Below are 24,875 nucleotides of genomic sequence, written 5' to 3'. Positions count from 1 at the left end.
GGAAGCCATGCAAACTGCCCGATCTGACCGCCGCGGTCAAAGCGCCGCGGATGACAAGGCAGACGAAAACGGCCGGACCCTGCGGCCCGGCCGTGCCATCCGACCGGCTGTCTACTGCCGGACGCCGCCGCTGTTCTGCGGATAGGCGCCCGAGGTGTTGGAGCCGGTGGCGCGGTCATAGGCGCGCTCCGCGGCGGTGCCGGGCGGGTTGCCCGGCCGGCCGTCGGATTGCCGTGGGTAGGCGCCGGAGGTGTTGGTTTCCGCCGCCCGGTCCAGCGCGCGTTCCGCCGCCGTGCCGGAGGGGTTGTTGCCGGTCCCGTCCGCGCTGGTGCGCGGGCTGTCGGTGGCCTGGTCATAGGCGCGCTGCACGGCGGTGGAGGGCGGGTTGCCCGCCCTGCCATCCGGCCGCCCGGCACAGGCGACGATCGGCAACAGGGCCGCAAGCACGAAGAGAGGGGTCTTGATCACGGCCCTGGGCCTCCTTGGTTCCTGTCGTTCCGCCGCGGCTGCGCAGCCGCGGCGGCCTTGCCCGTCCGGTCAGCCGCGGCGGGCGTTGGCGTCGTAGGAGAAGGACGGCAGGCTCTCGAGGCTCTCCTTCGTCGCGCCGCGCAGCATCCAGCGGTTGCGCTCCGCGTCATGGCTCAGGCGCTCATAGGGGATGGCGACCAGCTTGGCGCCGATGCCGAGGAAGCCACCCACCGAGATCACCGCCACCGGGGCCCCGCCGGCCTGCGGCACGATCAGGTCGTCCACCTCGCCGATCGAGTTGTTTTCCTCGTTGTAGATGTTCGAGCCGATGATCTGGCTGGCGCGGCGGCTTTCCCGCAGGCTCATGCTGTCCACCGACATGGTGGGCGTGGTGGCGCCGGTCGCGGTGGTGCCGGTCGCGCCCATCGTGCCGCGATTGGCCGGGGCCTGCGCCGTGGTGCCATCCGTCGCGCGATCCATGGCGCGGCCGGCCGCCGTGCCGGGCGGGTTGTTGGCGGTGCCGTCCGCAGCGGTGCGGTTGCCGGTCACGCCGTCCAGCGCGCGCTGCGTCGCCGTCGAGGGCGGGTTGCCCGCGGTGCCGTCTGGCGCCTGGGCGGACATGCCACCGCGGGCCTCGCCCGGGGCCGCGGCGGTCTGCCCGAAGGCGACCGTCGGCGCGACGGCGAAGGCGATGGCGGTGGTCATGGCCAGGTAGGTCTTGTGGTTCGACATGGGTGTCTCCTGTTCCGTCCGGAAGGCTCGCGCCGTTCCGGTGACTGTGGCCCCCAACGCCCTCCGCCCGGCAAAGGTTGCGGGAGTGGCTGTCGTTTCCGCTCCGCCCCGGTTGCGGCAGGAATGTGGCATCCGCCGCCGTTGCGGCGGCCATGTGGCGCCTGCCGGTCGCCATCCCCCGCCCCGGCATGGCAGGATGGCGCCAATGACGGCGCGCGCAGCACAGGGCCCCCGGCCACCCGCCCCCCCGGGGCCCCCGCCCGGGGAGGCGCGGCTGCGCCAGGCGGCGGAAGCCCATCTCGCCCGCTTTGCCGCGACGGAGGCCGGGCTGCGCCGCGTGCTGGCGCGCCGGGTGGACCGCTGGGCCCGCGCGGCGGAAGCCTTCGGCATGACGGATCTCGGGCCGCTGGTGGCGGAGGCGAAGCGTCAGGCCGCGGCGGTGGCGGCGGCCATGGCGGCGTCCGGCGTGGTGGATGATGCCGCCTTTGCCGAAAGCCGGGCCCGCCGCCTGCTGCGCGCCGGCCGGTCCCGCCGCGCCGCCCTGGCCCATCTGGCGCAGAAGGGCGTGGCCGGGGAGGTCGCGGCCGAGGCGGTGGGCGAGGGGGCGGAGATGGAGGCGGCGCTGGCCTTCTGCCGCCGCCGCCGCCTTGGTCCCTTCGCCGCCGGCGACGCGACGCCGGAGGCGCACCGCCAGGCCCTTGCCGCCCTGGCCCGTGCCGGCTTCGGCCGCGCGGAGGCAGCGGCCGCGCTGGCGATGGACCCGGCGGAGGCCGAGGACCGGCTGCTGGCCTTCAGGCGTGGCTGAACCGCCCGGCCCGGCCGCGCGGCGCGTCGTCTTCACCCGGGATGGGGTGCGGCGCGGGGTGCTGCGCTCCATGCCGCTCTGGGTCGGGATGCTGCCCTTCGGCGTGGTGATCGGCGTGCTCTCGGCGGCCAAGGGGCTGTCCTTCGCCGAGACCATGCTGATGACGACCATCGTCTTCGCCGGCGCGGCGCAGCTGGTGGCGCTGGAATTATGGGCCGACCCGGCGCCGATCCTGGCGGCCACCATCGCCACGCTGGTGGTGAACATCCGCATGGCGCCGATGGGCGCGGCGCTGGCCCCCTGGCTGGACCGGCTGCGGGGCTGGCGGCTGTGGGGTACGCTGGCCACGCTGGTGGACCATTCCTTCGCCATGGCCATCGCCGAGCAGCGGGCCGGCGGGCGGGATGCCGGCTACCTGCTGGGGGTCGGGCTCGGCATCTGGATCTCCTGGATCGCCTGTGTCGCGGCCGGGCATCTGGGCGGCGGCATGCTGCAGGTGCCGCCCGGGCATCCGCTGTTCTTCGCCTCCATCGCCGCCTTCCTGTCCATCCTGGTGCCGCTGTGGCGCGGCGCGCGGCTGGACCTGCTGCCCTGGCTGGTGGCGGGGCTGGTGGCGATCGCGGCGCATCGGGCGGCGCTGCCGGTGCCGCTGCCGCTGCTGCTGGGCACCTTCGCCGGCGCCGGCCTGGGCGCCTGGATGGAACTGCGCGGGCGGGGCGCGCCGGGATGGAAGTAAGGCTCGATGTCCTGCTGGCGATCCTCGGCATGGCACTGGTCACCTATGCCAGCCGGGCCGGGGGCTATGCGGTGCTGCGCGCGGTGCGGGCGCCGGACTGGGTGCAGGTGCTGCTGCGCCACCTGCCGGGCTGCCTGTTCATGGCCTATGTGGCGCCGCCGCTGCTGGCCGGGGGCCCGGGCGCCTGGGCGGGGGCGGCGGTGGTGGTGGCGGTGCAGCTGGCCACGCGCAACCTGGGCATCGCCATCCTGTCCGGCATCGCCGCCGTCTGGGGCCTGGCCTGGCTGGCGGGATGAGGCCCGGGAGGCCGGGTCCTTGACCCAAGCCGGCGCGCATCCGCATATAAGCGCCATGTTCCGCGGGATCTCCGGCCTCCGAATTACCCGCCCGGCCCGCTGAAGGGCCGGGTTCTCCGCGCACGCCGTTCCCCCGATGCGGCCCCCCCGGGGCCAGATGAGACCGCACCCATGACCGACGCCCCCCCCGAGGCCCCCGCCCGCGATTATCGCGGCACCGTCTTCCTGCCGAAGACGGATTTTCCCATGCGCGGCGACCTGCCGAAGCGCGAGCCCGGCTGGCTGGCGCGGTGGGAGACGATGGGCCTGCGCGCCCGGCTGCGTGCGCAATCCAAGGGGCGCCCGCCCTTCGTCCTGCATGACGGCCCGCCCTATGCCAATGGCCCGCTGCATATCGGCACGGCGCTGAACAAGATCCTGAAGGACGTGATCAACCGCGCCGCCCAGATGTCCGGGCTGGATGCGGACTACGTCCCGGGCTGGGACTGCCACGGCCTGCCGATCGAGTGGAAGATTGAGGAGCAGTACCGCGCCAAGGGCAAGGACAAGGACAGTGTCCCGATCCTGGACTTCCGGGCCGAATGCCGGGCCTATGCCACGCATTGGCTGGATGTGCAGCGCAACGAGTTCAAGCGGCTCGGCGTGCTGGGCGACTGGGATGGCCGCTACGCGACCATGGATTTCCCCTCCGAGGCGGTGATCGCCGGCGAGATCGGGAAATTCCTGATGAACGGGTCGCTGTATCGCGGCCTGCGGCCCGTCATGTGGAGCCCGGTGGAAAAGACCGCCCTGGCCGAGGCGGAGATCGAGTACCACGAGCATGTCTCGCCCACGCTGTGGGCGCGCTTCCGGCTGAAGACCGCTTCGGCGGCGGATCTGGCCGGTGCCTCCGTGGTGATCTGGACCACCACGCCCTGGACCATCCCCGGCAACCGCGCCGTGGCCTATGGGCCGGAGATCGACTACGCGCTGGTGCATGTGGAGGGCGTGGCCGAGGGCAGCGCCCTGGTGCAGGGCGAGTTTGTGCTCGTTGCCCTGCCGCTGCTGCCGCAGTTCGAGAAGGATGCGGGGCTGGGCGCGCACAGCGTCAAGCTTCTGCTGAAGGGGGCGGAGCTGGAAGGCGCCATCGCCGCGCATCCGCTGGCCGGCTGGGACGGCGCCGCCGGCGGCTATGATTTCGACGTGCCGCTGCTGCCGGGCGATTTCGTGACGACGGAGGCCGGCACCGGCTTCGTCCACATCGCCCCGGGCCATGGCGAGGACGACTTCAACCTCGGCCGGGCGCATGGGCTGCCGGTGCCGGAGACGGTGGGCGACGACGGCACCTTCACCATCCACGCGCCGGGCTTCACCGGCCAGCACGTCTTCAAGGCGCATGACGCGGTCTATGCCGCCTGCCTCGCGCAGGGCACGCTGGTGGCGAAGGCGAAGCTGACGCACAGCTACCCGCACAGCTGGCGGTCCAAGAAGCCCGTCATCTTCCGCGCCACGCCACAGTGGTTCATCGCGATGGATGATTCCAACGCGATCCGCGCCAAGGCGATGCAGGCGATTGCGGAGACGCATTTCGTCCCGGATATCGGCCGCAACCGCATCGGCGGCATGGTCTCCGTGCGGCCGGATTGGTGCATCAGCCGCCAGCGCGCCTGGGGCGTGCCCATCCCGGTCTTCGTGGAGAAGGCCACCGGCACCCCGCTGCGCGACCAGGCGGTGATCGACCGCATCGTGGACGCCTTCCGGGTGGAGGGCGCCGATGCCTGGTACCAGCCCGGCGCCGCGCAGCGCTTCCTCGGGGAAGGCTACGACGCCGCCGCCTATGAGCAGGTGATGGACATCGTCGATGTCTGGTTCGAATCGGGCTCCACCCACGCCTTCGTCCTTACGCCGGAGCGTGGGCTGCGCTTCCCGGCCGATCTGTACCTGGAAGGCTCGGACCAGCATCGCGGCTGGTTCCATTCCTCGCTGCTGGAATCGGTGGGCTCGCGCGGGGTCGCGCCGTTCAAGGCGATCCTGACGCATGGCTTCGTGCTCGACGAGCAGGGCCGCAAGATGTCGAAGTCGCTGGGCAATGTCGTCGCCCCGCAGGATGTGGTGAAGGATTTCGGCGCGGACATCCTGCGGCTGTGGGTCATGAACACCGACGTCACCGAGGACCAGCGGATCGGCAAGGAGATCCTGAAGCAGCAGGCGGAGCTGTATCGCCGCATCCGCAACACGCTGCGCTGGCTGCTGGGCAACCTCGACGGCTTCGAGGCGGCCGAGACGGTGCCGCATGCCGCGCTGCCGGAGCTGGAGCGCTGGGTGCTGCACCGGCTGGCGGAGCTGGATGCGCGGCTGCGGCGGGCGGTGGCGGACCATGACTGGACCGGCGTCTACCCGGAACTGCACGCCTTCTGCGCCACGGATTTGTCCGCCTTCTACTTCGATGTGCGCAAGGACAGCCTCTATTGCGACGCGCAGGACAGCCTGCGGCGGCGCGCGGCGCGCACGGTGATCGACCGGCTGCACCGCTGCCTGACCACCTGGCTGGCGCCGGTGCTGGTGGCGACGGCGGAGGAATCCTGGCTGGCCCGCTTCCCGGACGGCAGCGTGCATCTGCAGGACTGGCCGGCGATTCCGGCGGAATGGCGGGATGAGGCGCTGGCGGCGAAATGGGCCGCGATCCGCGCCCAGCGCCGCGGCGTCACCGGCGCCATCGAGGATCTGCGCCGCGCCGGCACCATCGGCGCCTCGCTCCAGGCCCGCGTCGCCATGGCGGTGCCGGTGGAACTGGCGGAGGCGCTGACGGCCGACCAATGGGCGGAAATCCTCATCGTCTCCCAGGTGGCGCTGGACCCGGCGGCGGAGCCGGCCACGCAGGTGGTGCCGGCCGAGGGCGCCAAATGCGACCGCTGCTGGCGCGTGCTGCCGGAGGTCGGGTCCTCCGCCGCCCATCCCACGCTCTGCCGCCGCTGCGAGGCGGTGGTGGCCTGAGCCGATGACCCGCCCCGGCCTGCTCGTCGCCCTCGCCATCCTGGCCCTGGACCAGGCGAGCAAATGGTACATGCTGTTCGTGCTGGACCTGCCGACCCGGCACCACATCCCCCTGGTCGCGGTCGGCCCCTTCGGCTTCGACCTGACCATGGTGTGGAATCGCGGCGTGACCTTCGGCCTGCTGGCCGGGGATGGCCCCTGGACGCAGGCGGTGCTGGCGCTGCTGGCCGTGGTCATCGCCGGCTTCCTGCTGCGGTGGATGGCCCGCGCCGAGAACCGGCTGACGGCAATGGCGCTCGGCGCCGTCATCGGCGGGGCCATCGGCAACGTCATCGACCGGCTGCGCTTCGGCGCCGTGGCGGATTTCTTCGACGCCCATGCCTGGGGCTGGCACTGGTACGTGTTCAATCCGGCGGATGCCGCCATTGTCCTCGGCGTCGTTGCACTCGTCGGCGATGCCTTGTTCCGGCCATCGCCCAGGGCTAAGGGTTCCGTGCCATGACCCAGCTTCGCACCCTCCTGCTCGGCCTGCCCCTTCTTGCCGCGCTCGCGGGCTGCGGTGGCGACACCGCGCGCTCGCTCGGCTTCACCCGGGACCCGCCGGATGAATTCCAGGTCACCACCCGCGCGCCGCTTTCCGTGCCGCCGCGGCTGACCGAACTGCCGCCGCCGACGCCCGGCGCGCCCCGCCCGCAGGACCAGCGGCCGCCGGCCAGCGCCATCCTCGGCGTCAGCCCCTCTGCCGGCCCGGCCGCGCCTTCCGGCGCGGAGCGGGCGCTGCTGGCCCAGGCTGGCCGCCCGGTGGATGACAGCATCCGCGCCCAGGTGGACGCCGAGAGCCTGCGGCTGGACCGGCCGAGCCGCAGCCTGGTGGACCGCCTGATGTTCTGGCGCGCGACACCGCCGCCCGGTACCGCCGTGGATGCGCAGCGCGAGGCGCAGCGCCTGCGGGAGAATGCGGCCCTGGGCCGGGAGACGACGGACGGCACCACCCCCGTCGCACAGCCGCCGCGCCGCGGCCTGCTGGACTGACGGGCCTTGGGCGGCGGCGGGTGTAAACCCAGGCTGCCGCCCCCAGATGAACCACTCGCCCCGCGCCGGGCCACCCCTCCGGGTGGCCCGGCGCGGGTCGTTTCCACCAGCCCCGCTTCGGGGTGTTGTCCGCCCAGCCCCGCCCGGGGCGATTCCCGTCGCGCCGCCCGTTCCTCGCCGCCCCAGCGGCGTCCGGTCCGGCCGCGCCAGCACATGGTTCCGCCCGTGACCGACCCGACCGAACCCTCCGACACGCCCCCCTTCCTCAACCACGACCGCCCGCCGGTGCCCGACCTGGTGGTGCCGCGCGGCGTGCTGCCCTTCCACCTGGACGGCCGGCCGGTGCGTGGCCGCCTGGTGCGGCTGGGGCCGCTGGCGGATGCGCTGCTGGGCCGCCATCCGCTGCCCCCCGCGGTGCTGCGCCTGGTGGGGGAAGCGCTGGCGCTGACGGCGGCGCTGGCCACGGCGCTGAAATTCCAGGGCTCCTTCAGTCTGCAGGCGAAGGGCGACGGGCCGGTGTCCCTGCTGCTGGCGGATTGCACCGATGCCGGCGCGCTGCGCGGCACCGCCAAGGTGGACCAGGCGCGGCTGGAGGCGCTGCTGGCGGAACACCCGCACCCCACCGCCGCGCAGCTTCTGGGGGAGGGCTATTTCGCCTTCACCTGCGACCAGGGGCCGGACATGGAACGCTACCAGGGCATCGTCGCCATCGAGGGCACCACGCTGGCCGACATGACGGACAACTACTTCCGCACTTCCGAGCAGCTGCAATCCCAGGTGCACCTTGCCTGCGGTCGCAGCCTGGCCGGCTGGCGCGCCACCGCCCTGGTGCTGGAACGCGTGGCCACCGAAGGCGGCATCCCCGGGGAGGGGGCGGATGAGGACCAGGAGGAGGCCTGGCGCACCGCCCAGGCCCTGGCCGGCACCTTGAAGGCGGAGGAAATGCTGGATGACGGCCTGACGGCGGAGCGCCTGCTGCACCGCCTGTTCCATGCCGAGGGCCTGGCCACCGACCGGCCGCGCCCGCTTTCCTATGGCTGCCGCTGCTCCCGCGCCCGGCTGGCCGCGGTGCTGGAGAATTTCGGGCCGGAGGATCTGGACCACATGGCCGAATCCGGCGCCATCGTCATGACCTGCGAGTTCTGCGCGGTCGATTTCCGCTTCGATCGATCCGAGGTGGAGGGCCGCGCCGGCCGCGCCTGACCGGCAAAGCCATGCCGGCGCGGCACGATGGTGCTGGACCCCCGGCCGCGCCTGGACTACGCGATGGGGCAGCGGAGGGACCATCCGAGATGCCGAGACGCCGCCACCTTCTGAAGGCTCCCCTGGCGCTGCCCGCCCTGCTGCTGGCCTGCGCCGGGCCGCAGGAACTGCCGCCGCTGCGCCCCCTGGTCACCGGCTACCGCCACCTGACCCCGCTGCGGCTGAACGTGCTGGAGATCGAACTGGCGGAGCCACTGCCCGGCGCCGTGCAGGTGATGGAGCCGGTGCCGGTGCGGCCGGAGGCGGAGATGCGCCGCATGGCGCAGGAACGCCTGGTGCCGATCGGCACCGAGGGCAAGGCACGCTTCCAGATCACCAATGCCCGCTTCACCCGCGACCGGCTGCCACCGCAGGGCGGCATCGGCGGGCTGTTCGCCGGCGAGCCGGGGGAGAGGCTCACCTGCCAACTCGCCTGCCGGGTGGAGATCCTCACCGGCGAGGGCGCCCGCGTCGGCTTCGTGGAGGCGGAGGTGCAGCGGCTGCAGACGGTGGCCGATGGCGCCAGCCCGGCCGCCCGCCGCGACGCCGCCGAGGATCTGGTGCGCCAGGCCATGGAGGCGATGAATGTGGAGTTCGAATTCCAGCTGCGCCGCACGCTCCGCGCCTGGCTGGCGGAAGGGCTGACGCCCACCGCCCCGGCGCCGGTGCCGGTGGAGCGCGAGGATCTGCCCGGCGGCGCGCCGCGGACCGCGACGCCAACGCCGGGCACATTGGGAACACCCCGCCGATGAGCATCACCTTCAGCAACCCCGATGGCGTCGCCGCGCCCGGGTCCCGCTATGCCCATGCCGCGCTGGTCGAGGGGCCGCACCGGCGGCTGGTGGTCTCCGGCCAGATCGGGGTGGCACCGGATGGCAGCATCGCCCCGACCGGAGAGGCGCAGATCGACCAGGTGCTGGACAATCTGGGCGCCATCCTGGCGGCGCATGGCATGGGGCCGGCCAACATCGTGAAGCTGGGCGTGTTCCTGACCGACCGGGCGCTGATCCCGGCCTGGCGGCAGCAGCGCGAGCGGCTGCTGGGCAGCCATGCGCCCGCGAGCACGCTGCTGGTGGTCGCCGGCCTCGCCGACCCGCGCTTCCTGGTGGAGGTGGAGGCCGAGGCGGTCGCCTGATCAGCGACCCGGCCACGGACGCGGTCCGCCTGGCGCTTGGGGGCGCGAAGGCGAACTCTTCCTGCGCCGGGCATGATCCCGGATCCGATTGATCGGGACCTGTGCCTGCCGAAGGCGGGTGGGCGGCCCGTTGGGCCGCCGCGTCAGGTGTCGCGAAGCCAGGCCGGCGATTCGGGCGGCGATAGGCCCCGATCACCGGGCTTCGGGATCAGCCCTCGCCGGCGCCGCGCGGCGCGCCGATCATCGCCATGAATTCGCGGCGCGTCGAGGCATCGTCGCGGAACGCGCCGAGCATGCGGCTGGTGACCATGGAGACGCCCGGCTTGTGGATGCCGCGCGTGGTCATGCACTGGTGCTGCGCCTCGATCACCACGGCGACGCCCTTGGGCTTCAGCACCTGCTCGATGGTATTGGCCACCTGCGCCGTCAGCTTCTCCTGGATCTGCAGGCGCTTGGCGTAGGTCTCCAGCACCCGGGCCAGCTTGGAGATGCCGACGACACGGCCATCCGGGATGTAGCCGATATGCGCACGGCCGATGATCGGCACCATGTGATGCTCGCAATGCGTCTCCAGCCGGATGTCGCGCAGCACCACCATCTCGTCATAGCCGTCCGTCTCCTCGAAGGAGCGGGCGAGCAGCTCCACCGGGTCGGTCTCATAGCCCGCGAAGAATTCCTCGTAGGCGCGGGCGACGCGGGCGGGGGTATCCACCAGCCCTTCGCGGGTGGGGTCGTCGCCGGCCCAGAGCAGCAGCGTCCGCACGGCGGCCTCGGCTTCCTCCCGCGTCGGGCGGGTCAGGGCTTCGCGCTGCGCGGCGGCCAGGGAATGGGCGGGGGTGTGGATGTTCACGGTTCCGGTCCTGCTGGCCGCGTGCTGCAATCACGTTGCCTTGTTCGAACTCCAAATGGGGGCGGGTCCGCATCGCGCAATGGCGACCGGCGCAGCGCCGCCCTGCGTACCGGTCCCGGCTGAGCGCCCGTGCCCGGCCGAAGGGGCGCCGGCGGGGGTCAGACCGGCGGCTCGCCCTGCACCGGGTGGCTCCCCATGGCGCGCAGCAGCACGGTGATGTCCTGCGCCGCGGCCGCCACCGCCGTCGCATCCTGGCCCTTGGCCACCAGCGCCACGCCGCCGCCGCCCATGCGGTAATAGGGGTAGCTGCCGATATCGAGACCCGGCCAGCGCGCCTGTATCGCCGCCAGCCCCTCCGCAATGCGGCCTTCCATCACCCCGTCGGCGTGCACGGTGCGGGAGGCGACGGGCGGGCCGCCCTCCAGGGTCGGTGCCAGCGCCTCGAACATCGCCTGCATGATGCGCGGCACCCCGGCCAGCACATGCACATTGCCCATGGTGAAGCCGGGCGCGATGGAAATGGCGTTGTCGATCAGCGCCGCACCGCGGGGCATGGTCGCCATGCGCTGCCTTGCGGCGTTGAACTCGCCCGGCCTGTAGTGCCGTTCCAGCCGCGCCCAGGCCTCGGGGTGCGGCTCCCACGGCACGCCGAAGGCGCCGGCGACGCATTCGCTGGTGATGTCGTCATGCGTAGGGCCGATGCCGCCGGTGGTGAAGACATGCTCGAACCTGTCGCGGACCTCGTTCAGCGTGTCGATGATGGTCGCCCGCACGTCGGGGATGATGCGGACCTCGCGCAGCGGGATGCCGATCTCGCCCAGCCGGGTGGCGAGGAAGTTGATGTTGGCGTCCTTGGTGCGGCCGGACAGCACCTCATTGCCGATCACCAGCAGGCAGGCGGTGGGGTTTGCGGCGTTCATGGGCTTGATTCCAGCGGTCAGAAGGGCGGGGGCGCCGCGCAAGGTTGCCAGGGTGGGACCGGGCTTGCCAGCCGCAAGCCGCGCGCGGCCGCCATGGCTTGCCGGCCGGCGGCGCCAGAGCATTTTCAAGCCCTGCGGCTTCGCAAGGCCACTCGGAAAATGCGTCGAAACAACAAGCTGGAGCCGTTTCACCGTCTTCGCTTGCGGTGAAAGGGCGCTACAGGAAATCCCGCAGCAGGGCGACCAGCGGCTTGTCGGCCGGCGGCATGGCATACTCCGCCAGCTTGCCCGGCCGCACCCAGGCCAGCGCCTGGCCTTCCAGCGGCGTCACCCGGCCTTCCCAGCGGCGGCACAGATACAGCGGCATCAGCAGGTGGCGCTCGCCCAGCCTGTGGCTCGCGAAGGTGAAGGGGGCGAGGCAGCTTTCCGCCACGTCGATCCCCAGCTCCTCCTTCAACTCACGGATCAGCGCCGCTTCCGGCGTCTCGCCCGCGGCCACCTTGCCACCGGGGAATTCCCACAGACCGGCCATGGGCTTGCCCTCCGGCCGCCGGGCCAGCAGCACGCGGCCTTCCGGGTCGATCAGCGCGCAGGCGGAGACCAGCAGGATCGGGGTGCCGCCGTCCGGTGGCGCCGCCTTTTCCGCCTGCACGGCGGCGGGCAGGTCGTCGCGGGTCAACTCGAACAGCCGCACCTTCATCGGGCCGCCGCGGGAGACGAAGTCCCGCACGCCTTCGCCCTTCTCGCGGAAGCCGATGCGCGCCAGCACCGCCTGGCTGCGCGCATTGTCCAGCAGGGCGGAGGCGACGAGGCGGTCCAGTTCCAGGTGAGCCAGCGCCCAGCTGGCCAGCCTGGCGGCGGCTTCCGGCCCCACGCCATGGCCCCAGAAGCGCCGGCCGACCCAATAGCCCAGCTCCGCCTCCCGCTTCGCCGCCTGGCAGGTGAGGCCGATGCAGCCGACCAGCACTTCCCGCCCGTCATCCAGCCCGGTGATGGCCAGGTGGAAGGCGGTGCCGGCGGCCAGCTGTGCCCAGGTGGAGGCGATCCAGTCATCCGCCAGCGACCGCGGATAGGGGAAGGGCACCCGTGCCAGGGTCTTGGCCACCTCCCAGTCATTCACCAGGCGGTGCAGTTCCGCCGCATCCTCCGCCCGCAGCGGGCGGAGCGTCAGGCGCTCGGTCCGCAGCGGGGCGAAGGCAGGGGGTGCGGCACCGGTCAAGTCAGGACCGGTAGGCGCCGTTGATATCGATATAGCCATGCGTCAGGTCGCAGGTCCAAACCCTTGCCTTGCCCCGGCCGAGGCCGAGATCGACGGCGATCGCCACCTCCCGCCCCTTCATGTGGGCGACCACCGGGGTCTCGTCGTAATCCGGCACCACCGCGCCCTCGCGCGCCATCCAGGTGCCGCCGACGGCGACCGAGAGCAGGTCGCGGTCCGCCGGTTCCCCGGCCTTGCCGACGGCCATGACGATGCGGCCCCAATTCGCGTCCTCCCCGGCGATCGCGGTCTTCACCAGGGGGGAATTGGCGATGGACATGGCGATGCGGTGGGCGGATTTGGCGGAGACGGCGCCGGAGACGTCGATCTGGATCAGCTTCTGCGCGCCCTCGCCGTCGCGGGCCACCATCAGCGCCAGGTCCATGAGGACTTCGTGGACGGCGCGGGCAAAATCCTTCAGCAGCTTGCCGCCTTCGGCCGGCACGCGCGGGTGCTTCGCGCTTCCGGTGGCGAACAGCAGCACCGTGTCGCTGGTGGAGGTGTCGCTGTCCACGGTGACGCAGTTGAAGCTCTTCGCCGTGCCCTTGGCCAGGATCGCCTGCAGGGCGGCCGCCGGCACCTTGGCGTCGGTGGCCAGGAAGCACAGCATCGTCGCCATGTCGGGGGCAATCATGCCGCTGCCCTTGGCGATGCCCGAGACCGTCACCGTGGTGTCGCCGATCTGCGCGGTGCGCGTCGCGGCCTTGGGGAAGGTGTCGGTGGTCATGATGGCGCTGGCGGCGCCGGCCCAGCCATCCTCATCCAGCTTGCCGAACAGCGGCGGCAGGGCGGCGAGCAGCTTTTCGGTCGGCAGTTTCTCGCCGATGACCCCGGTGGAGGCGAGGAACACCTCGGTCGGCTTGCAGCCGGCCAGGCCGGCCATGGCCTTCGCCGTGTCGCTGCAGGTCTGGCGCCCGGCCTTGCCGGTGAAGACGTTGGAATTGCCGGCGGTGACGACCAGCGCGCGCGCCTTGCCGCCCTTGAGCGCGGCGCGGCACCAGTCGATCGGTGCGCCGGGGCATTTGTTGCGGGTGAACACCCCGGCCACGGTGGTCCCGGCCGGGAACAGCATCATCGTCACATCCTCCCGCGCCTTGTAGCGGATCTCGGCGCGGCCGGAGCCGAGGCTGACGCCAGGTACCGGCGGCAGCTCGGGCAGCGGGAGCGCGAGCGGGGAGACGGGCAGATCCTTGCCGGCCATGGTCGGGGTCTTCTCAGCGGCGGGGTTGCGGGGCGGCGGCCGGCGGGGCGGCGCCGTCCAGCAGCGAGGGGGCGGGGGCGCGCTGCGGCGAGCCGTCCAGGTTGAAGCGTTCGATCCGCGCGGCGGCGCGGATGCGCTCCACCGCCGCGTTCACGCCTTCCTCGAAGGCGCGCTGGCGCAGGCTCTCGCGGGCTTCCTCGAAGGGCGGCGGCGGCACGGCGCGGCGCGCCTCCACTTTGATGACGTGCCAGCCGAACTGGGTGCGGACCGGGGTGGCGGAGATCTCGCCCGGCTGCATGGCGAAGGCGGCCTCGGCGAAGGCCGGGATCATGTCGGCGCGCTTGAAGAAGCCCAGGTCGCCGCCTTCGCGGGACCCGGGGCCGGTGGAGCGGCGGCGGGCGATCTCGGCGAAATCGGCGCCGTCGCGCCGCGCCTCGGCCAGGGCGGCGCGGGCCTCCGCCTCGGTCGGCACCAGGATGTGGCGGGCGCGCACCTCCTCCTCCGCCGTGCGGCCGGCGACCTCCTGCTGGTAGCGGGCGCGCAGCGCCTCCTCGGTCATGGCGGGGGCCACGGCGCGGGTGATGAGGGCCTGCTGCAACGTCTCCTCCTCCGCCCGCCGCAGCCGGGCCGCCACCTCCGGGTCCTGCGCCAGGTTGCTGGCGCGGGCCGCGGCGGTGATCGCCTTCTGGGTGATCATCTGGTCCAGCAGCAGCGGGAAGAGGGTGGGCGCCGGCATGCCGCGCAGCTCCTCCGGCAGGCGCTGGGCTTCCGCCTGCACCTCGGACAGGCGGATCTCGGCGCCGTCCACCCGCGCCACCACCGGGTCGGCGCCGGGCGAGGGGGCCTGGGCCAGGGCCAGGCCGCCCGGCAGCATGAGGAGGGCGAGCCAGAGGGCCGGACGGCGCATGGACGGGGAATCTCTGATCAAGGAAGGCCACAGGATGGCCGATGCGCCGGGCGGCCACAAGGCGGGCCTGTCCGGCCCGGGCCGGTCCCCATGGCGCCGTGATCGGGCTTCGCGTTGACGCCAGGGGGCCACGCGCCTATCTCTCCGGCTGCCGCGCCCCCCGCCCGAGCCGGGCCTTGCGCCCTTGACCACCGGGCGTGAACGCATCGGCGCAGGTCCTTCGGTGCGGGTCGGAGACAGCAATCCAACATGTTCCAACGCCTTGTCCGCGCCTTCATCGGCACCACCAACGACCGGGCGCTGAAGCGCTATCAGGGACGGGTGCCTGCGATCAACGCGCTGGAGCCGAGGCTCGCCGCGCTGTCGGAGGAGGCGCTGCGCGGCCAGACCGCCGCGCTGCGCGCCCAGCTCGCCACCGGCAAGACGCTGGACGACATCCTGCCGGAAGCCTTCGCCACGGTGCGGGAGGCCGCGAGGCGGGTGCTCGGCATGCGGCATTTCGACGTGCAGATGATCGGCGGCATGGTGCTGCATGACGGCCGCATTGCGGAGATGAAGACCGGCGAGGGCAAGACCCTGGTCGCCACGCTGCCCGTGTACCTGAACGCCCTGCCCGCCCGCGGCGTGCATGTGGTGACGGTGAACGACTACCTGGCCAGCCGCGACGCGGAATGGATGGGCAAGGTCTACCGCTATCTCGGGCTCAGCGTCGGCACCATCGTGCACGGCCTGACCGATGAGGAACGCCGCGACGCCTATGCCTGCGACATCACCTACGGCACCAACAACGAGTTCGGCTTCGACTACCTGCGCGACAATATGAAGTACCGGCTGGAGGACATGGTCCAGCGCGACTTCGCCTATGCCATCGTCGACGAGGTGGACAGCATCCTGGTGGATGAGGCGCGGACGCCGCTGATCATCTCCGGCCCCTCCGACGACAGCAGCGATCTGTACCAGCGCGTCAACGCCGTGATGGTGGAGCTGGTGAAGGACACCTCGCTCTATGAAAAGGACGAGAAGTTCAAGACCGTCCATCTGATCGAGGCGGGGACCGAGGCGCTGGAGGCGGCGCTGACCGAGGCCGGGCTGCTGACCGAGGGCGCACTGTACGACAGCGCCAACGTCACCCTGGTGCACCACGCCAACCAGTCGCTGCGGGCGCATGTGCTGTTCACCAAGGATGTCGACTACATCGTCCGCCAGGACAAGGTCGTCATCATCGACGAATTCACCGGCCGCATGATGGAAGGCCGCCGCTATTCCGATGGCCTGCACCAGGCGCTGGAGGCCAAGGAAGGCGTCACCGTCCAGCCCGAGAACCAGACGCTGGCCTCCATCACCTTCCAGAACTACTTCCGGCTGTATCCGAAGCTGGCCGGCATGACCGGCACGGCCTCGACCGAGGCCGATGAATTCGCGGAAATCTACAAGCTGGACGTGGTGGAGATCCCCACCAACGTGCCGGTGGCGCGCCAGGACGCGGATGACGAGGTCTACAAATCGGCGCGCGAAAAATACGAGGCGGTGGCCGCGCTGATCGCGGAGGCGCGGGAGCGTGGCCAGCCGACCCTGGTCGGCACCACCAGCATCGAGAAATCGGAGCTGATCTCCGAATTGCTGAAGAAGAAGGGCGTGCCGCACCAGGTGCTGAATGCCCGCTTCCATGAACAGGAAGCCGGCATCGTCGCCCAGGCCGGCCGCCCCGGCGCGGTGACGATCGCCACCAACATGGCCGGCCGCGGCACCGACATCCAGCTGGGCGGCAATGCCGACATGCTGGCCCGCGCCGAGATCGGCAACAGCGACAGCCCCGACTATGACGCCGCGCTGGCCCGCCACAAGGCGGAGGTGGAGGCGATCCGCCCCGCGGTGAAGGCCGCCGGCGGCCTGCTGGTGATCGGCACCGAACGCCACGAAAGCCGGCGCATCGACAACCAGCTGCGCGGCCGGTCCGGCCGCCAGGGCGACCCCGGCGCCAGCCGGTTCTTCCTGTCGCTCGAAGACGATCTGATGCGGATCTTCGGCAGCGACCGCATGGGCGGCATGTTGCAGAAGCTGGGGCTGAAGGAGGGTGAAGCCATTGTTCACCCCTGGATCAACAAGGCGCTGGAGAAGGCCCAGAAGAAGGTCGAGGCCCGCAACTTCGACACCCGGAAGAACCTGCTGAAATACGACGACGTCATGAACAACCAGCGCAAGGAGGTCTATGCCCAGCGCAAGGCCTTCATGACGGCGCCGGACGTGGCGGAGACGGTGGCGGAGATGCGGCGGGAGACGATCGGCCACCTGGTCGATGTCGCCATCCCGGAGAACGCCTATCCCGAGCAATGGGACGTCGCCGGGCTGCAGGAGAAGGTGCTGAACCTGCTGGGCCTGGATCTGCCCGTCGCCGATTGGGCGCGGGAGGAGGGGATCGACGAGACCCAGGTGCGGGAGCGGCTGATCAAGGCGGCGGATGAGAGCTACGCCGCCCGCGTCGCCAATATCGGCCCCGAGCTGATGCGGATGGTCGAGAAATCCCTGCTGCTGCAGATTTTCGACGCGGTGTGGAAGGAACACCTGCTGGCGCTGGACCATCTGCGCCAGGGCATCGGCCTGCGCGCCTATGGGCAGCGCGACCCGCTGAACGAATACAAATCCGAGGCCTTCAACCTGTTCAACAGCATGCTGGAGGATCTGCGGGAACGCACCACCAGCGTGCTGATGCGCATCGACATCCGCCCGGACGCCCCGCCGCCGGAGCCGGAGCCGATCCGCGTCACGGATATGCGCCACCCGGACCCCTTTGGCGGGTCGGAGCTGGAATACGCCGACGCCGCGCCGCCGCCGCAATACGGGGCGGCGACGCAGGCCGGCCGCCAGCCGCTGACGGCGCAGGCGGTGGACCCGAACGAACCCGCCACCTGGGCCGGCACGCCGCGCAACGCGCCCTGCCCCTGCGGCTCGGGCAGGAAGTACAAGCACTGCCACGGGCGCGCATAGCGCCCAATGAAATCAACGCACTAGCAGCCAAGCCCAAGGGTTTTGGCTGTTAGGCACTTGATAGGCACTGCGAAATCCTGCAGGCAGTTATGCACAAGTTAGGCATAACGACGAGCAGGAACATATGCCCACAAACTCCACCCACGCACTGCATGATGGTCTGCTACAGCTGTTCACACGCAACGGGCTGTGGCAGGCACGGGTGTATCTGGGTGAACGCCGCTATCTGTGGCGCAGCCTGAAAACGGTAGACCTTGCACGTGCCAAGGATCTGGGCACGCAGCTGTTCTACGAGACCCAGTTCAAGCTCAAAGCTGGCTTGCCCACGCATCAGCGCAGCCTGGACAGCGTGATCTCAGAATACGTGAGCTGGCGCGAGCGAGACAACGCACAGGGCAAGGCTGCACACAACAGCACCAGCAAGTTCACCAGTGATGCCATGCTCAGGCAGGTCAAGCGGGTGGTGAAATTCTGGCGTGCGTATGCAGGCAACCGCGCCATTGAGGTCGTGGACGACAAGGTGCTGGCTGGCTACGTGAACTGGCGCAAAGCCTACTATGAGAACATGGTGGAGCTGCCCAAGAACGCTCGGCTGCATCCTGCTGACAAGACTTTGCAGTGGGAGATCATGCTGGGAAAAGCCATCATCAAGTTTGCCCATGATGCTGGCTATCGCGGCAACAAGCCGCTGCCCACATTCACCTTTGTGCCCAAGGTGAAACGTGTGCGACCTGCGTTCACCATCCCCGAATATCGTGCGCTCTATCGCGCCATGCGTGCATGGATTGCTGAGGCTGATAATCCGCGGTCGCGCTACACAAGGCAGCTGCTGCGTGATTATGTCCTGGTGCTGGCAAACTCAGGCATGCGGGTGGGAGAAGCCAACAATCTGCGTGTGAGCGATGTGGTGCCATTCGTGGATGCGCTGGGCAGGCACAACGTGGAACTGCATGTGCGCGGCAAGACGGGTGCTCGTGTGGTGATCCCACGTGTGGCAGTCGCAAAGTATATCAAGCGTGTGCTTGCGCTGCGTGATCATCTGTCTGCGCATGATCGGGTATTCGTCATGCAGGATGGTGGTGCAATTGTCACCCTGATTGATCAGTTCAACACAGTGTTGGAGCGGGCTCAGATCGCACGCAACAGTTCTGGTGAGAAATACACGCTGTACAGCCTGCGGCATTTCTATGCAGTCATGAGCATACGTGCAGGCATAGACATCTACATGATTGCCCGAAACATGGGCACCAGCGTGGCTGTCATCGAGAGCTACTACGGCAAGTCAGCCACGCCTGCAGCACGGGCAGCGCAGCTGGGTGGTCAAACCTACGGCTGACAAGTTGGGTGGTGTTGCACCATCCAACTCGTTCGTGGAGCGACCCTGATCAGCCACACAGGCTGAGCTTACCTTGGCACCAGTATGGGGTTTGCTGGGTGGTGACCAGGTTGGCGCCTGCACGTTTGTAGTGGGGGCTGCGTTCTGACCTGGCTGCCGTGCAGCGGCTCACCACGTGGAAGCGCAGTCTAACGTGTGCAACTGACCAAGTTGCATGACTCGACACGACTCGACTTGCAATTTCGCAACGATTTGCCCACGAGTGGACTTGTCCGCAAATGAGTTGCGCCCTTCTGCACAGGCAGAAGGATGGCGGGTGGTGGGTGTGAGTTGCACACCGGCTGCTGCACCCAGCGCTGGATCAGGTTCTCCACAGCCAGTGCGAGAGGTCATCATGAGCAGCTGTCTAATCCTTACTCCCACTGATGGCGCGGCTGGTGATGTGTGCGGCTCGCTGCTGCCTTTTCGGTCCCACACACATTAGTTCAGTGTGCGTGATCGCGCTTATGGCGAGCCCTCTCTGAGCGCCGTCCTCTTATCACGTTTCCATTCCGCACGCTGATGACCCCACGTCATTTGTGGGCACTATAAGGAGTTTCCCATGAGTGGTTCAATTACTCCAGCATCCATCACTCCGAGCCGCGTTGTGGACGAATTTCTCGTCAATAGCCAATTAGCTGGAAATCAAGCTCACCCTCGAGTAACCAAGCTGCAGAATGGTAATTTTGTGGCTACTTGGTCGGATTACGCAGGTCCGGCATCTGGTTCGAGCGGATCGAACGTAAAGGCGCAGCTTTTCGACGGCAGCGGCACAAAAATAGGCGCGGAGTTTACTGTTAATAGTTATCCTGGGACCTACGCTTGGTTTCCGTCGGTCACCGCTCTTGTCGGTGGTGGCTTTGTTGTGACTTGGGAGGACAGAAGTCGGGCGCTTGGCGATAATAATGCAAGCGGCATACATGTGCAAATATTCGACTCTGCGGCGAGCCGTGTTGGCAGCGAAATACGCGCAAATACACAAACAAATTCCTGGCAACTTTTTCCTAGCGTAAGTGCCTTATTGGATGGTGGATTTGTTATCGCGTGGGCAGATGCCGTCGGAACCCCCATTGATGCTGTAAATGCGGGCGTAAAGGCGCAGATATTTTCGGCGCTCGGCACGAAGATTAACTCTGAATTTCTTGTTAATGCACTGCCAACAGGAATGCATCAAGACAATCTGATGCCTACTGTTGCCACCCTAAAAAATGGTGACTTTGTAATCACTTGGACCGATGCAAATAGCATATCGGGTGATGCGAGCGGCACAAGCATCAAAGCTCAACGGTTTGATGCAAGCGGAAGTAAGGTGGGTGCCGATTTTCTAGTCAACTCGCAAACTTCGGGTAATCAGTCGTTCTCCACCATCACTGCCCTGCAAAGTGGCGGCTTTGTGGTGACTTGGACCGATGCAAGCGGCACCCTAGGTGACGCAAACGGCACTAGCATCAAAGCGCAACTGTTCGACGCAGGCGGCAACAAAGTAGGCTCCGAGTTTCTCGTCAACTCGGAAATCAATGGAAATCAATCATCGCCTGCTGTCTTTGCCCTGCAAACCGGCGGCTTCGTGGTGACTTGGACCGATGCGAGCGGTACCTTGGGCGACGCGAGCGGCACGAGCGCCAAGGGGCAGTTGTTCGATGCGAACGGCGGCAAGGTAGGTGCCGAATTTTTGGTCAATTCGCAGGTCACGAACAACCAATCCAACCCCACGGGAACGCAGCTGTCACCCAGCACCTTCTTGGTGAGCTGGAACGACACTAGTGGCACATTGGGAGACGCAGATGGGTTTAGTATCAAAGCGGCAGCATTTAGTATCCCGGGCAGTGCGTCAATCTCTATCGCTGCCACCTCTGCCAGCAAGGCAGAGGGCAACACAGGTACGACACCGTTTACCTTCACGGTGTCACGCACAGGGGACACCTCGGTAGCCCACACTGTCACATGGACAGTCTCAGGCACGGGCGCCGATGCTGCCAACGCTTACGATGCCGAAACCCAACTCGCCATTGGTAATGGCTTCACCTTCACTCCTGTCATGCCCTTTGGAGATATTAGCTTCGCCGCAGGAGAGACCGCCAAGACCATCACGGTGAATGTGCTGGGCGACACCTCCGTGGAAGCCGACGAGGGCTTCACCGTCACACTGAGCAATCCTAGCGTAGGTCTATCGATTGGCACGGCAGCTGCGTCTGGCACTATTATCAATGATGATCTTGTTACTATTCACGAGGGGGCGCCACTTTCGGGCGCAATTAGCGGGTCTGCTGGCGACGACATCTACCGCGGCAGCCCCGTTAACACACCGGGAATTGCAATAAATGCACTCCAGGTTATAGATTTGGCAGGAAACGCAACCGTATACGCGGACTCGGGTCAAGAAGAATTTGCTCACAATGGCGCAATCAGCGGATCTGATTTCCTTTTTGGTGATGGAAATATAGAGTTTTATGTTGATATTTACGGCATCTTTAATCCACAAGGCTTCAGCGGAACCGCGCTAACATCTGGGGCGGGCGAAACATCAATATACATAAACAATTATTCCGATGGCGGGAACGCACTTCAGGCATCGTCTTTTGATCTTGGTGGGGGCGATGATTTCGTCGCCATAAAAATGTTGAGCTCCGCCGAGCAAAGCGCAAGTTACGGTCTGCGAGCTTCGAGCATTAAATTCGGCACTGGAAATGACACCCTCATTATCGAAAACTCATCGCCAAGCCCACTCGATGGATTTGCCATTGAGGGCTTCGTTGAGATGGGTGATGGTGACGATGCTGTAGAAATAAACTCTCCCGTTGGCATATTTATGGACAACTCTTATCTCGATGCAGGGGGTGGGGCTGATAGCATTGTCCTACGTGCAAGCGTCATTGGCGTCGATCGCGCTTCAGTTAGGATGGGCGACGGGAATGACATACTGCAGGTCATAATCACCAAGCCATCGGGATTGAGCATGTCTAATGCTCTCGTCGATTTGGGACGAGGCGATGACGTTCTGATGCTTGATCGCGGATCGGGCACGATCGATGGAGGTGAAGGTTTAGATATCTTCACGCTTAAGGGAGTGTTTTCGAATTTCGTTATAGTAAAATCCGCCGCCGGCGTGGTGATAACGCACAAATCAGATGCGTTTACAAACTACAGAATTATTAATATTGAGACGCTGCGCTTCGATGATGCGGAGATCAACCTCGGCAGTTTGGCGACTGAAGGCGCCGACACCCTCACAGGCACGCCCAACGCAGACACGCTTGATGGGTTGGGTGGTAACGACAGCCTGATCGGCTTGGCTGGCGACGATCTGCTGGTGGGCGGCACGGGTGCCGATACCATGCTGGGTGGCACAGGCAACGACACCTATGTGGTGGACAACACAGGCGACCGCGTGATCGAGGCATCCAATGCAGGCATGGACCATGTGCTGAGTTCGGTGAGCTTCAATCTGTCCGGTCAGCACATTGAAAACCTAACCCTCACAGGCACGAGTGCCATCAATGGCACAGGCAACACGCTTGCCAACCAGATCACAGGCAACAGCGGCAACAACCTGCTGATGGGCGGGAGTGGCAACGACACGCTGGATGGTGGTGCAGGTGCGGATACTCTGGATGGCGGCACTGGCGCCGACAGCATGGTGGGTGGCACAGGCAACGACACCTATGTGGTGGACAACACAGGCGACCGCGTGATCGAGGCGTCGAATGCAGGTGTCGACCATGTGCGTGCCTCGGTCACGTTCAGTCTGTCCGGTCAGCACATTGAAAACCTAACCCTCACAGGCACGAGTGCCATCAATGGCACAGGCAACACGCTTGCCAACCAGATCACAGGCAACAGCGGCAACAACCTGCTGATGGGCGGGAGTGGCAACGACACGCTGGATGGTGGTGCAGGTGCGGATACTCTGGATGGCGGCACTGGCGCCGACAGCATGGTGGGTGGCACAGGCAACGACACCTATGTGGTGGACAACACAGGCGACCGCGTGATCGAGGCGTCGAATGCAGGTGTCGACCATGTGCGTGCCTCGGTCACGTTCAGTCTGTCCGGTCAGCACATTGAAAACCTAACCCTCACAGGCACGAGTGCCATCAATGGCACAGGCAACACGCTTGCCAACCAGATCACAGGCAACAGCGGCAACAACCTGCTGATGGGCGGGAGTGGCAACGACACGCTGGATGGTGGTGCAGGTGCGGATACTCTGGATGGCGGCACTGGCGCCGACAGCATGGTGGGTGGCACAGGCAATGACACCTATGTGGTGGACAACACAGGCGACCGCGTGATCGAGGCGTCGAATGCAGGTGTCGACCATGTGCGTGCCTCGGTCACGTTCAGTCTGTCCGGTCAGCACATTGAAAACCTAACCCTCACAGGCACGAGTGCCATCAATGGCACAGGCAACACACTCGCCAACCAGATCACAGGCAACAGCGCCAACAACCTGCTGATGGGCGGGAGTGGCAACGACACGCTGGATGGTGGTGCAGGTGCGGATACTCTGGATGGCGGCACTGGCGCCGACAGCATGGTGGGTGGCACAGGCAATGACACCTATGTGGTGGACAACACAGGCGACCGCGTGATCGAGGCGTCGAATGCAGGTGTCGACCATGTGCTGAGTTCGGTGAGCTTCAATCTGTCTGGACAGCACATTGAGAACCTCACGCTCACAGGCACTGCCGCCATCAATGGCACAGGCAACACACTCGCCAACCAGATCACAGGCAACAGCGCCAACAACCGGCTGGATGGTGGTGCGGGGAATGACACGCTCATGGGTGGAGGTGGGCGCGATGTGCTCACAGGCGGCACAGGTGCTGATGTGTTCCGCTATGACGCGATCACGGACAGTCTATTCGTCTTCAACAGATATGATGTGATCATGGACTTCTCGTCTGCCCAGGGAGATCGCATTGATCTGTCGCGAATGGATGTGAACGCCACGCCCACAGGCAGGCAGGCATTCGTGTTTATTGGCAGCACCGAATTCAGCACGGTGAATGCCACGGGGCAGCTCGCTTTTGGCTATGATCCTGACCTGAATGTGGGTGTGCTGGCAGGCAGCACGGATGCGGACAGCGATGCGGAGTTCGTGATCATGCTGCGTGGTGTGAGCAGTCTCAGCGCCAGCGACCTTATCTTGGGATAGGAGGCAGGGCGGAAACACTTTGTTCGCTGCCCTGAACTCAGCAGCCCGAAAATGGATTTTTGCCCAGATATCCACCTACTTCAGAAAAATCCAGTGCTTGATGGTGGTGAGCTGCTGCAAGGAGGCGGCTCACATGCTTGCACACATTCTGCGTGCCCGGCTCGTCAAATTAACGGGGCGATGCCTGTTTCACACGTCACGCTCATTGCCGGAAACGGACTGGGGTGGTGGATCATGCCCATCTTGGTGGCAGATCAGAGCGCGATGGAAACTCTCTGTGTCGAGCTCGGCATGGGAGTGACCGGATAGATAAGGATGGTGCTTCCACTCACCTCCGTTACGCGAGTGTATGAGCCTATGACTACCTTCGTTCAGGAATATCCAGTGCGTTTAGTACCAGTCCGGCAAGTGCCCCCACTGTAGCTCCCAGAAACACTGCTCCCATCCGTGCGCTTCCGATCAGGTGTGCAATTACTCCAAAGAGCGCGGCTCCGGCTATCGAAGCCATTGCTGGAGAATAGAAATACCACCTGTTGGTGTGACGCTTGTGCTTGAAAACTGCTTGGCAGTATGGGCAAATCCGAGCTTTTTCACTGACGCCGCGTCCACATTCGCGGCATGCTTTTTTTGAATGCATTGGGTGGTTGACCTCCCCACTGGTCTTGGCGAGCGGCAGTCTGCTTGATGATGCCTCGCGCGATTGTGGAGCGGCCCCCAATTCGACCGGACAGGCGGCGCAACCGTGAGGGCCTGGGCGTAAGCCTAGGCGTGCGCCTATGTCGAAGCCCATCGAGCGCGTTGA

19 protein-coding genes are annotated in these 24,875 nt (G+C 67.0%); 12 read left to right on the top strand and 7 right to left on the bottom strand.

What is annotated here, in order from left to right; translation table 11 throughout:
* Nucleotides 1-111: 111 nt before the first annotated feature.
* Both HEQ75_RS22870 and HEQ75_RS22865 read right to left on the bottom strand, forming a co-directional pair.
* Complete coding sequence (locus HEQ75_RS22870) at nt 112-468, bottom strand: hypothetical protein (protein WP_168034446.1); 357 nt, start codon at nt 466-468, stop codon at nt 112-114.
* Between the two features lie 69 nt (nt 469-537).
* Complete coding sequence (locus tag HEQ75_RS22865; protein ID WP_168034445.1) at nt 538-1,200, bottom strand: PRC-barrel domain-containing protein; 663 nt, start codon at nt 1,198-1,200, stop codon at nt 538-540.
* Between the two features lie 205 nt (nt 1,201-1,405).
* Between HEQ75_RS22865 and HEQ75_RS22860 the strand changes: the two genes are divergently transcribed.
* From HEQ75_RS22860 to HEQ75_RS22820, 9 genes are all read left to right on the top strand, one after another.
* Nucleotides 1,406-2,005, top strand: a complete 600-nt coding sequence (locus tag HEQ75_RS22860) for a RecX family transcriptional regulator (protein ID WP_235962062.1) — start codon at nt 1,406-1,408, stop codon at nt 2,003-2,005.
* Nucleotides 1,998-2,741: an AzlC family ABC transporter permease gene (locus HEQ75_RS22855; RefSeq protein WP_328734719.1), complete on the top strand. Its 744-nt coding sequence runs from the start codon at nt 1,998-2,000 to the stop codon at nt 2,739-2,741. Before HEQ75_RS22860 ends, HEQ75_RS22855 begins: the two co-directional genes overlap by 8 nt.
* Nucleotides 2,732-3,037, top strand: coding sequence for an AzlD family protein (locus HEQ75_RS22850; protein ID WP_168034443.1), 306 nt, complete (start codon nt 2,732-2,734; stop codon nt 3,035-3,037). Before HEQ75_RS22855 ends, HEQ75_RS22850 begins: the two co-directional genes overlap by 10 nt.
* Nucleotides 3,038-3,208: 171 nt before the next feature.
* Nucleotides 3,209-6,010, top strand: a complete 2,802-nt coding sequence (gene ileS, locus HEQ75_RS22845; RefSeq protein ID WP_168034442.1) for an isoleucine--tRNA ligase — start codon at nt 3,209-3,211, stop codon at nt 6,008-6,010.
* Between the two features lie 4 nt (nt 6,011-6,014).
* On the top strand, nt 6,015-6,512 hold the full coding sequence (gene lspA / locus HEQ75_RS22840; RefSeq protein WP_168034441.1) for a signal peptidase II: 498 nt from the start codon (nt 6,015-6,017) through the stop codon (nt 6,510-6,512).
* Nucleotides 6,509-7,042: a DUF3035 domain-containing protein gene (locus HEQ75_RS22835; RefSeq protein WP_168034440.1), complete on the top strand. Its 534-nt coding sequence runs from the start codon at nt 6,509-6,511 to the stop codon at nt 7,040-7,042. Before lspA ends, HEQ75_RS22835 begins: the two co-directional genes overlap by 4 nt.
* 213 nt (nt 7,043-7,255) lie before the next feature.
* Nucleotides 7,256-8,245, top strand: a complete 990-nt coding sequence (gene hslO, locus HEQ75_RS22830) for an Hsp33 family molecular chaperone HslO (protein WP_168034439.1) — start codon at nt 7,256-7,258, stop codon at nt 8,243-8,245.
* Nucleotides 8,246-8,334: 89 nt separating this feature from the next.
* Nucleotides 8,335-9,036 carry a hypothetical protein gene (locus tag HEQ75_RS22825; protein WP_168034438.1) on the top strand — a complete coding sequence of 234 codons (702 nt, stop codon included), beginning with the start codon at nt 8,335-8,337 and terminating at the stop codon, nt 9,034-9,036.
* The gene (locus HEQ75_RS22820; RefSeq protein WP_168034437.1) at nt 9,033-9,419 is read left to right on the top strand and encodes a RidA family protein; all 387 of its coding nucleotides are present in this window, start codon (nt 9,033-9,035) and stop codon (nt 9,417-9,419) included. Before HEQ75_RS22825 ends, HEQ75_RS22820 begins: the two co-directional genes overlap by 4 nt.
* A 208-nt stretch (nt 9,420-9,627) precedes the next feature.
* Here HEQ75_RS22820 and folE read toward each other — a convergent pair whose 3' ends face one another.
* The 5 genes from folE to HEQ75_RS22795 all read right to left on the bottom strand — a co-directional run bounded on the left by folE (nt 9,628) and on the right by HEQ75_RS22795 (nt 14,555).
* Nucleotides 9,628-10,269 carry a GTP cyclohydrolase I FolE gene (gene folE, locus HEQ75_RS22815; protein WP_168034436.1) on the bottom strand — a complete coding sequence of 214 codons (642 nt, stop codon included), beginning with the start codon at nt 10,267-10,269 and terminating at the stop codon, nt 9,628-9,630.
* A gap of 158 nt (nt 10,270-10,427) precedes the next feature.
* A complete protein-coding gene (locus tag HEQ75_RS22810; protein WP_168034435.1) occupies nt 10,428-11,189 on the bottom strand; it encodes a competence/damage-inducible protein A in 762 nt (253 codons plus the stop codon).
* 217 nt (nt 11,190-11,406) lie between these two features.
* On the bottom strand, nt 11,407-12,408 hold the full coding sequence (locus tag HEQ75_RS29100) for a bifunctional GNAT family N-acetyltransferase/(deoxy)nucleoside triphosphate pyrophosphohydrolase (RefSeq protein ID WP_328734714.1): 1,002 nt from the start codon (nt 12,406-12,408) through the stop codon (nt 11,407-11,409).
* A gap of 1 nt (nt 12,409) precedes the next feature.
* Nucleotides 12,410-13,648: a bifunctional glutamate N-acetyltransferase/amino-acid acetyltransferase ArgJ gene (argJ, locus tag HEQ75_RS22800; protein ID WP_168034433.1), complete on the bottom strand. Its 1,239-nt coding sequence runs from the start codon at nt 13,646-13,648 to the stop codon at nt 12,410-12,412.
* Between the two features lie 13 nt (nt 13,649-13,661).
* The gene (locus HEQ75_RS22795; protein ID WP_168034432.1) at nt 13,662-14,555 is read right to left on the bottom strand and encodes a peptidylprolyl isomerase; all 894 of its coding nucleotides are present in this window, start codon (nt 14,553-14,555) and stop codon (nt 13,662-13,664) included.
* A gap of 249 nt (nt 14,556-14,804) precedes the next feature.
* Between HEQ75_RS22795 and secA the strand changes: the two genes are divergently transcribed.
* From secA to HEQ75_RS22780, 3 genes are all read left to right on the top strand, one after another.
* Nucleotides 14,805-17,540, top strand: a complete 2,736-nt coding sequence (secA, locus tag HEQ75_RS22790; protein WP_168034431.1) for a preprotein translocase subunit SecA — start codon at nt 14,805-14,807, stop codon at nt 17,538-17,540.
* A 124-nt stretch (nt 17,541-17,664) separates the two neighbouring features.
* Nucleotides 17,665-18,876 carry a tyrosine-type recombinase/integrase gene (locus tag HEQ75_RS22785; protein WP_168034430.1) on the top strand — a complete coding sequence of 404 codons (1,212 nt, stop codon included), beginning with the start codon at nt 17,665-17,667 and terminating at the stop codon, nt 18,874-18,876.
* Nucleotides 18,877-19,477: 601 nt separating this feature from the next.
* Entirely contained in the window at nt 19,478-24,073 is a 4,596-nt protein-coding gene (locus tag HEQ75_RS22780) for a Calx-beta domain-containing protein (RefSeq protein WP_168034429.1), read from the top strand.
* Nucleotides 24,074-24,875: the final 802 nt, after the last annotated feature.

This window comes from Falsiroseomonas selenitidurans, from assembly GCF_012103215.1.
Taxonomy (GTDB): Bacteria; Pseudomonadota; Alphaproteobacteria; order Acetobacterales; family Acetobacteraceae; genus Falsiroseomonas; species Falsiroseomonas selenitidurans.
The sequence above is the reverse complement of the archived record's forward strand: the minus strand, read 5'-3'. Positions and strand labels throughout refer to the sequence as shown.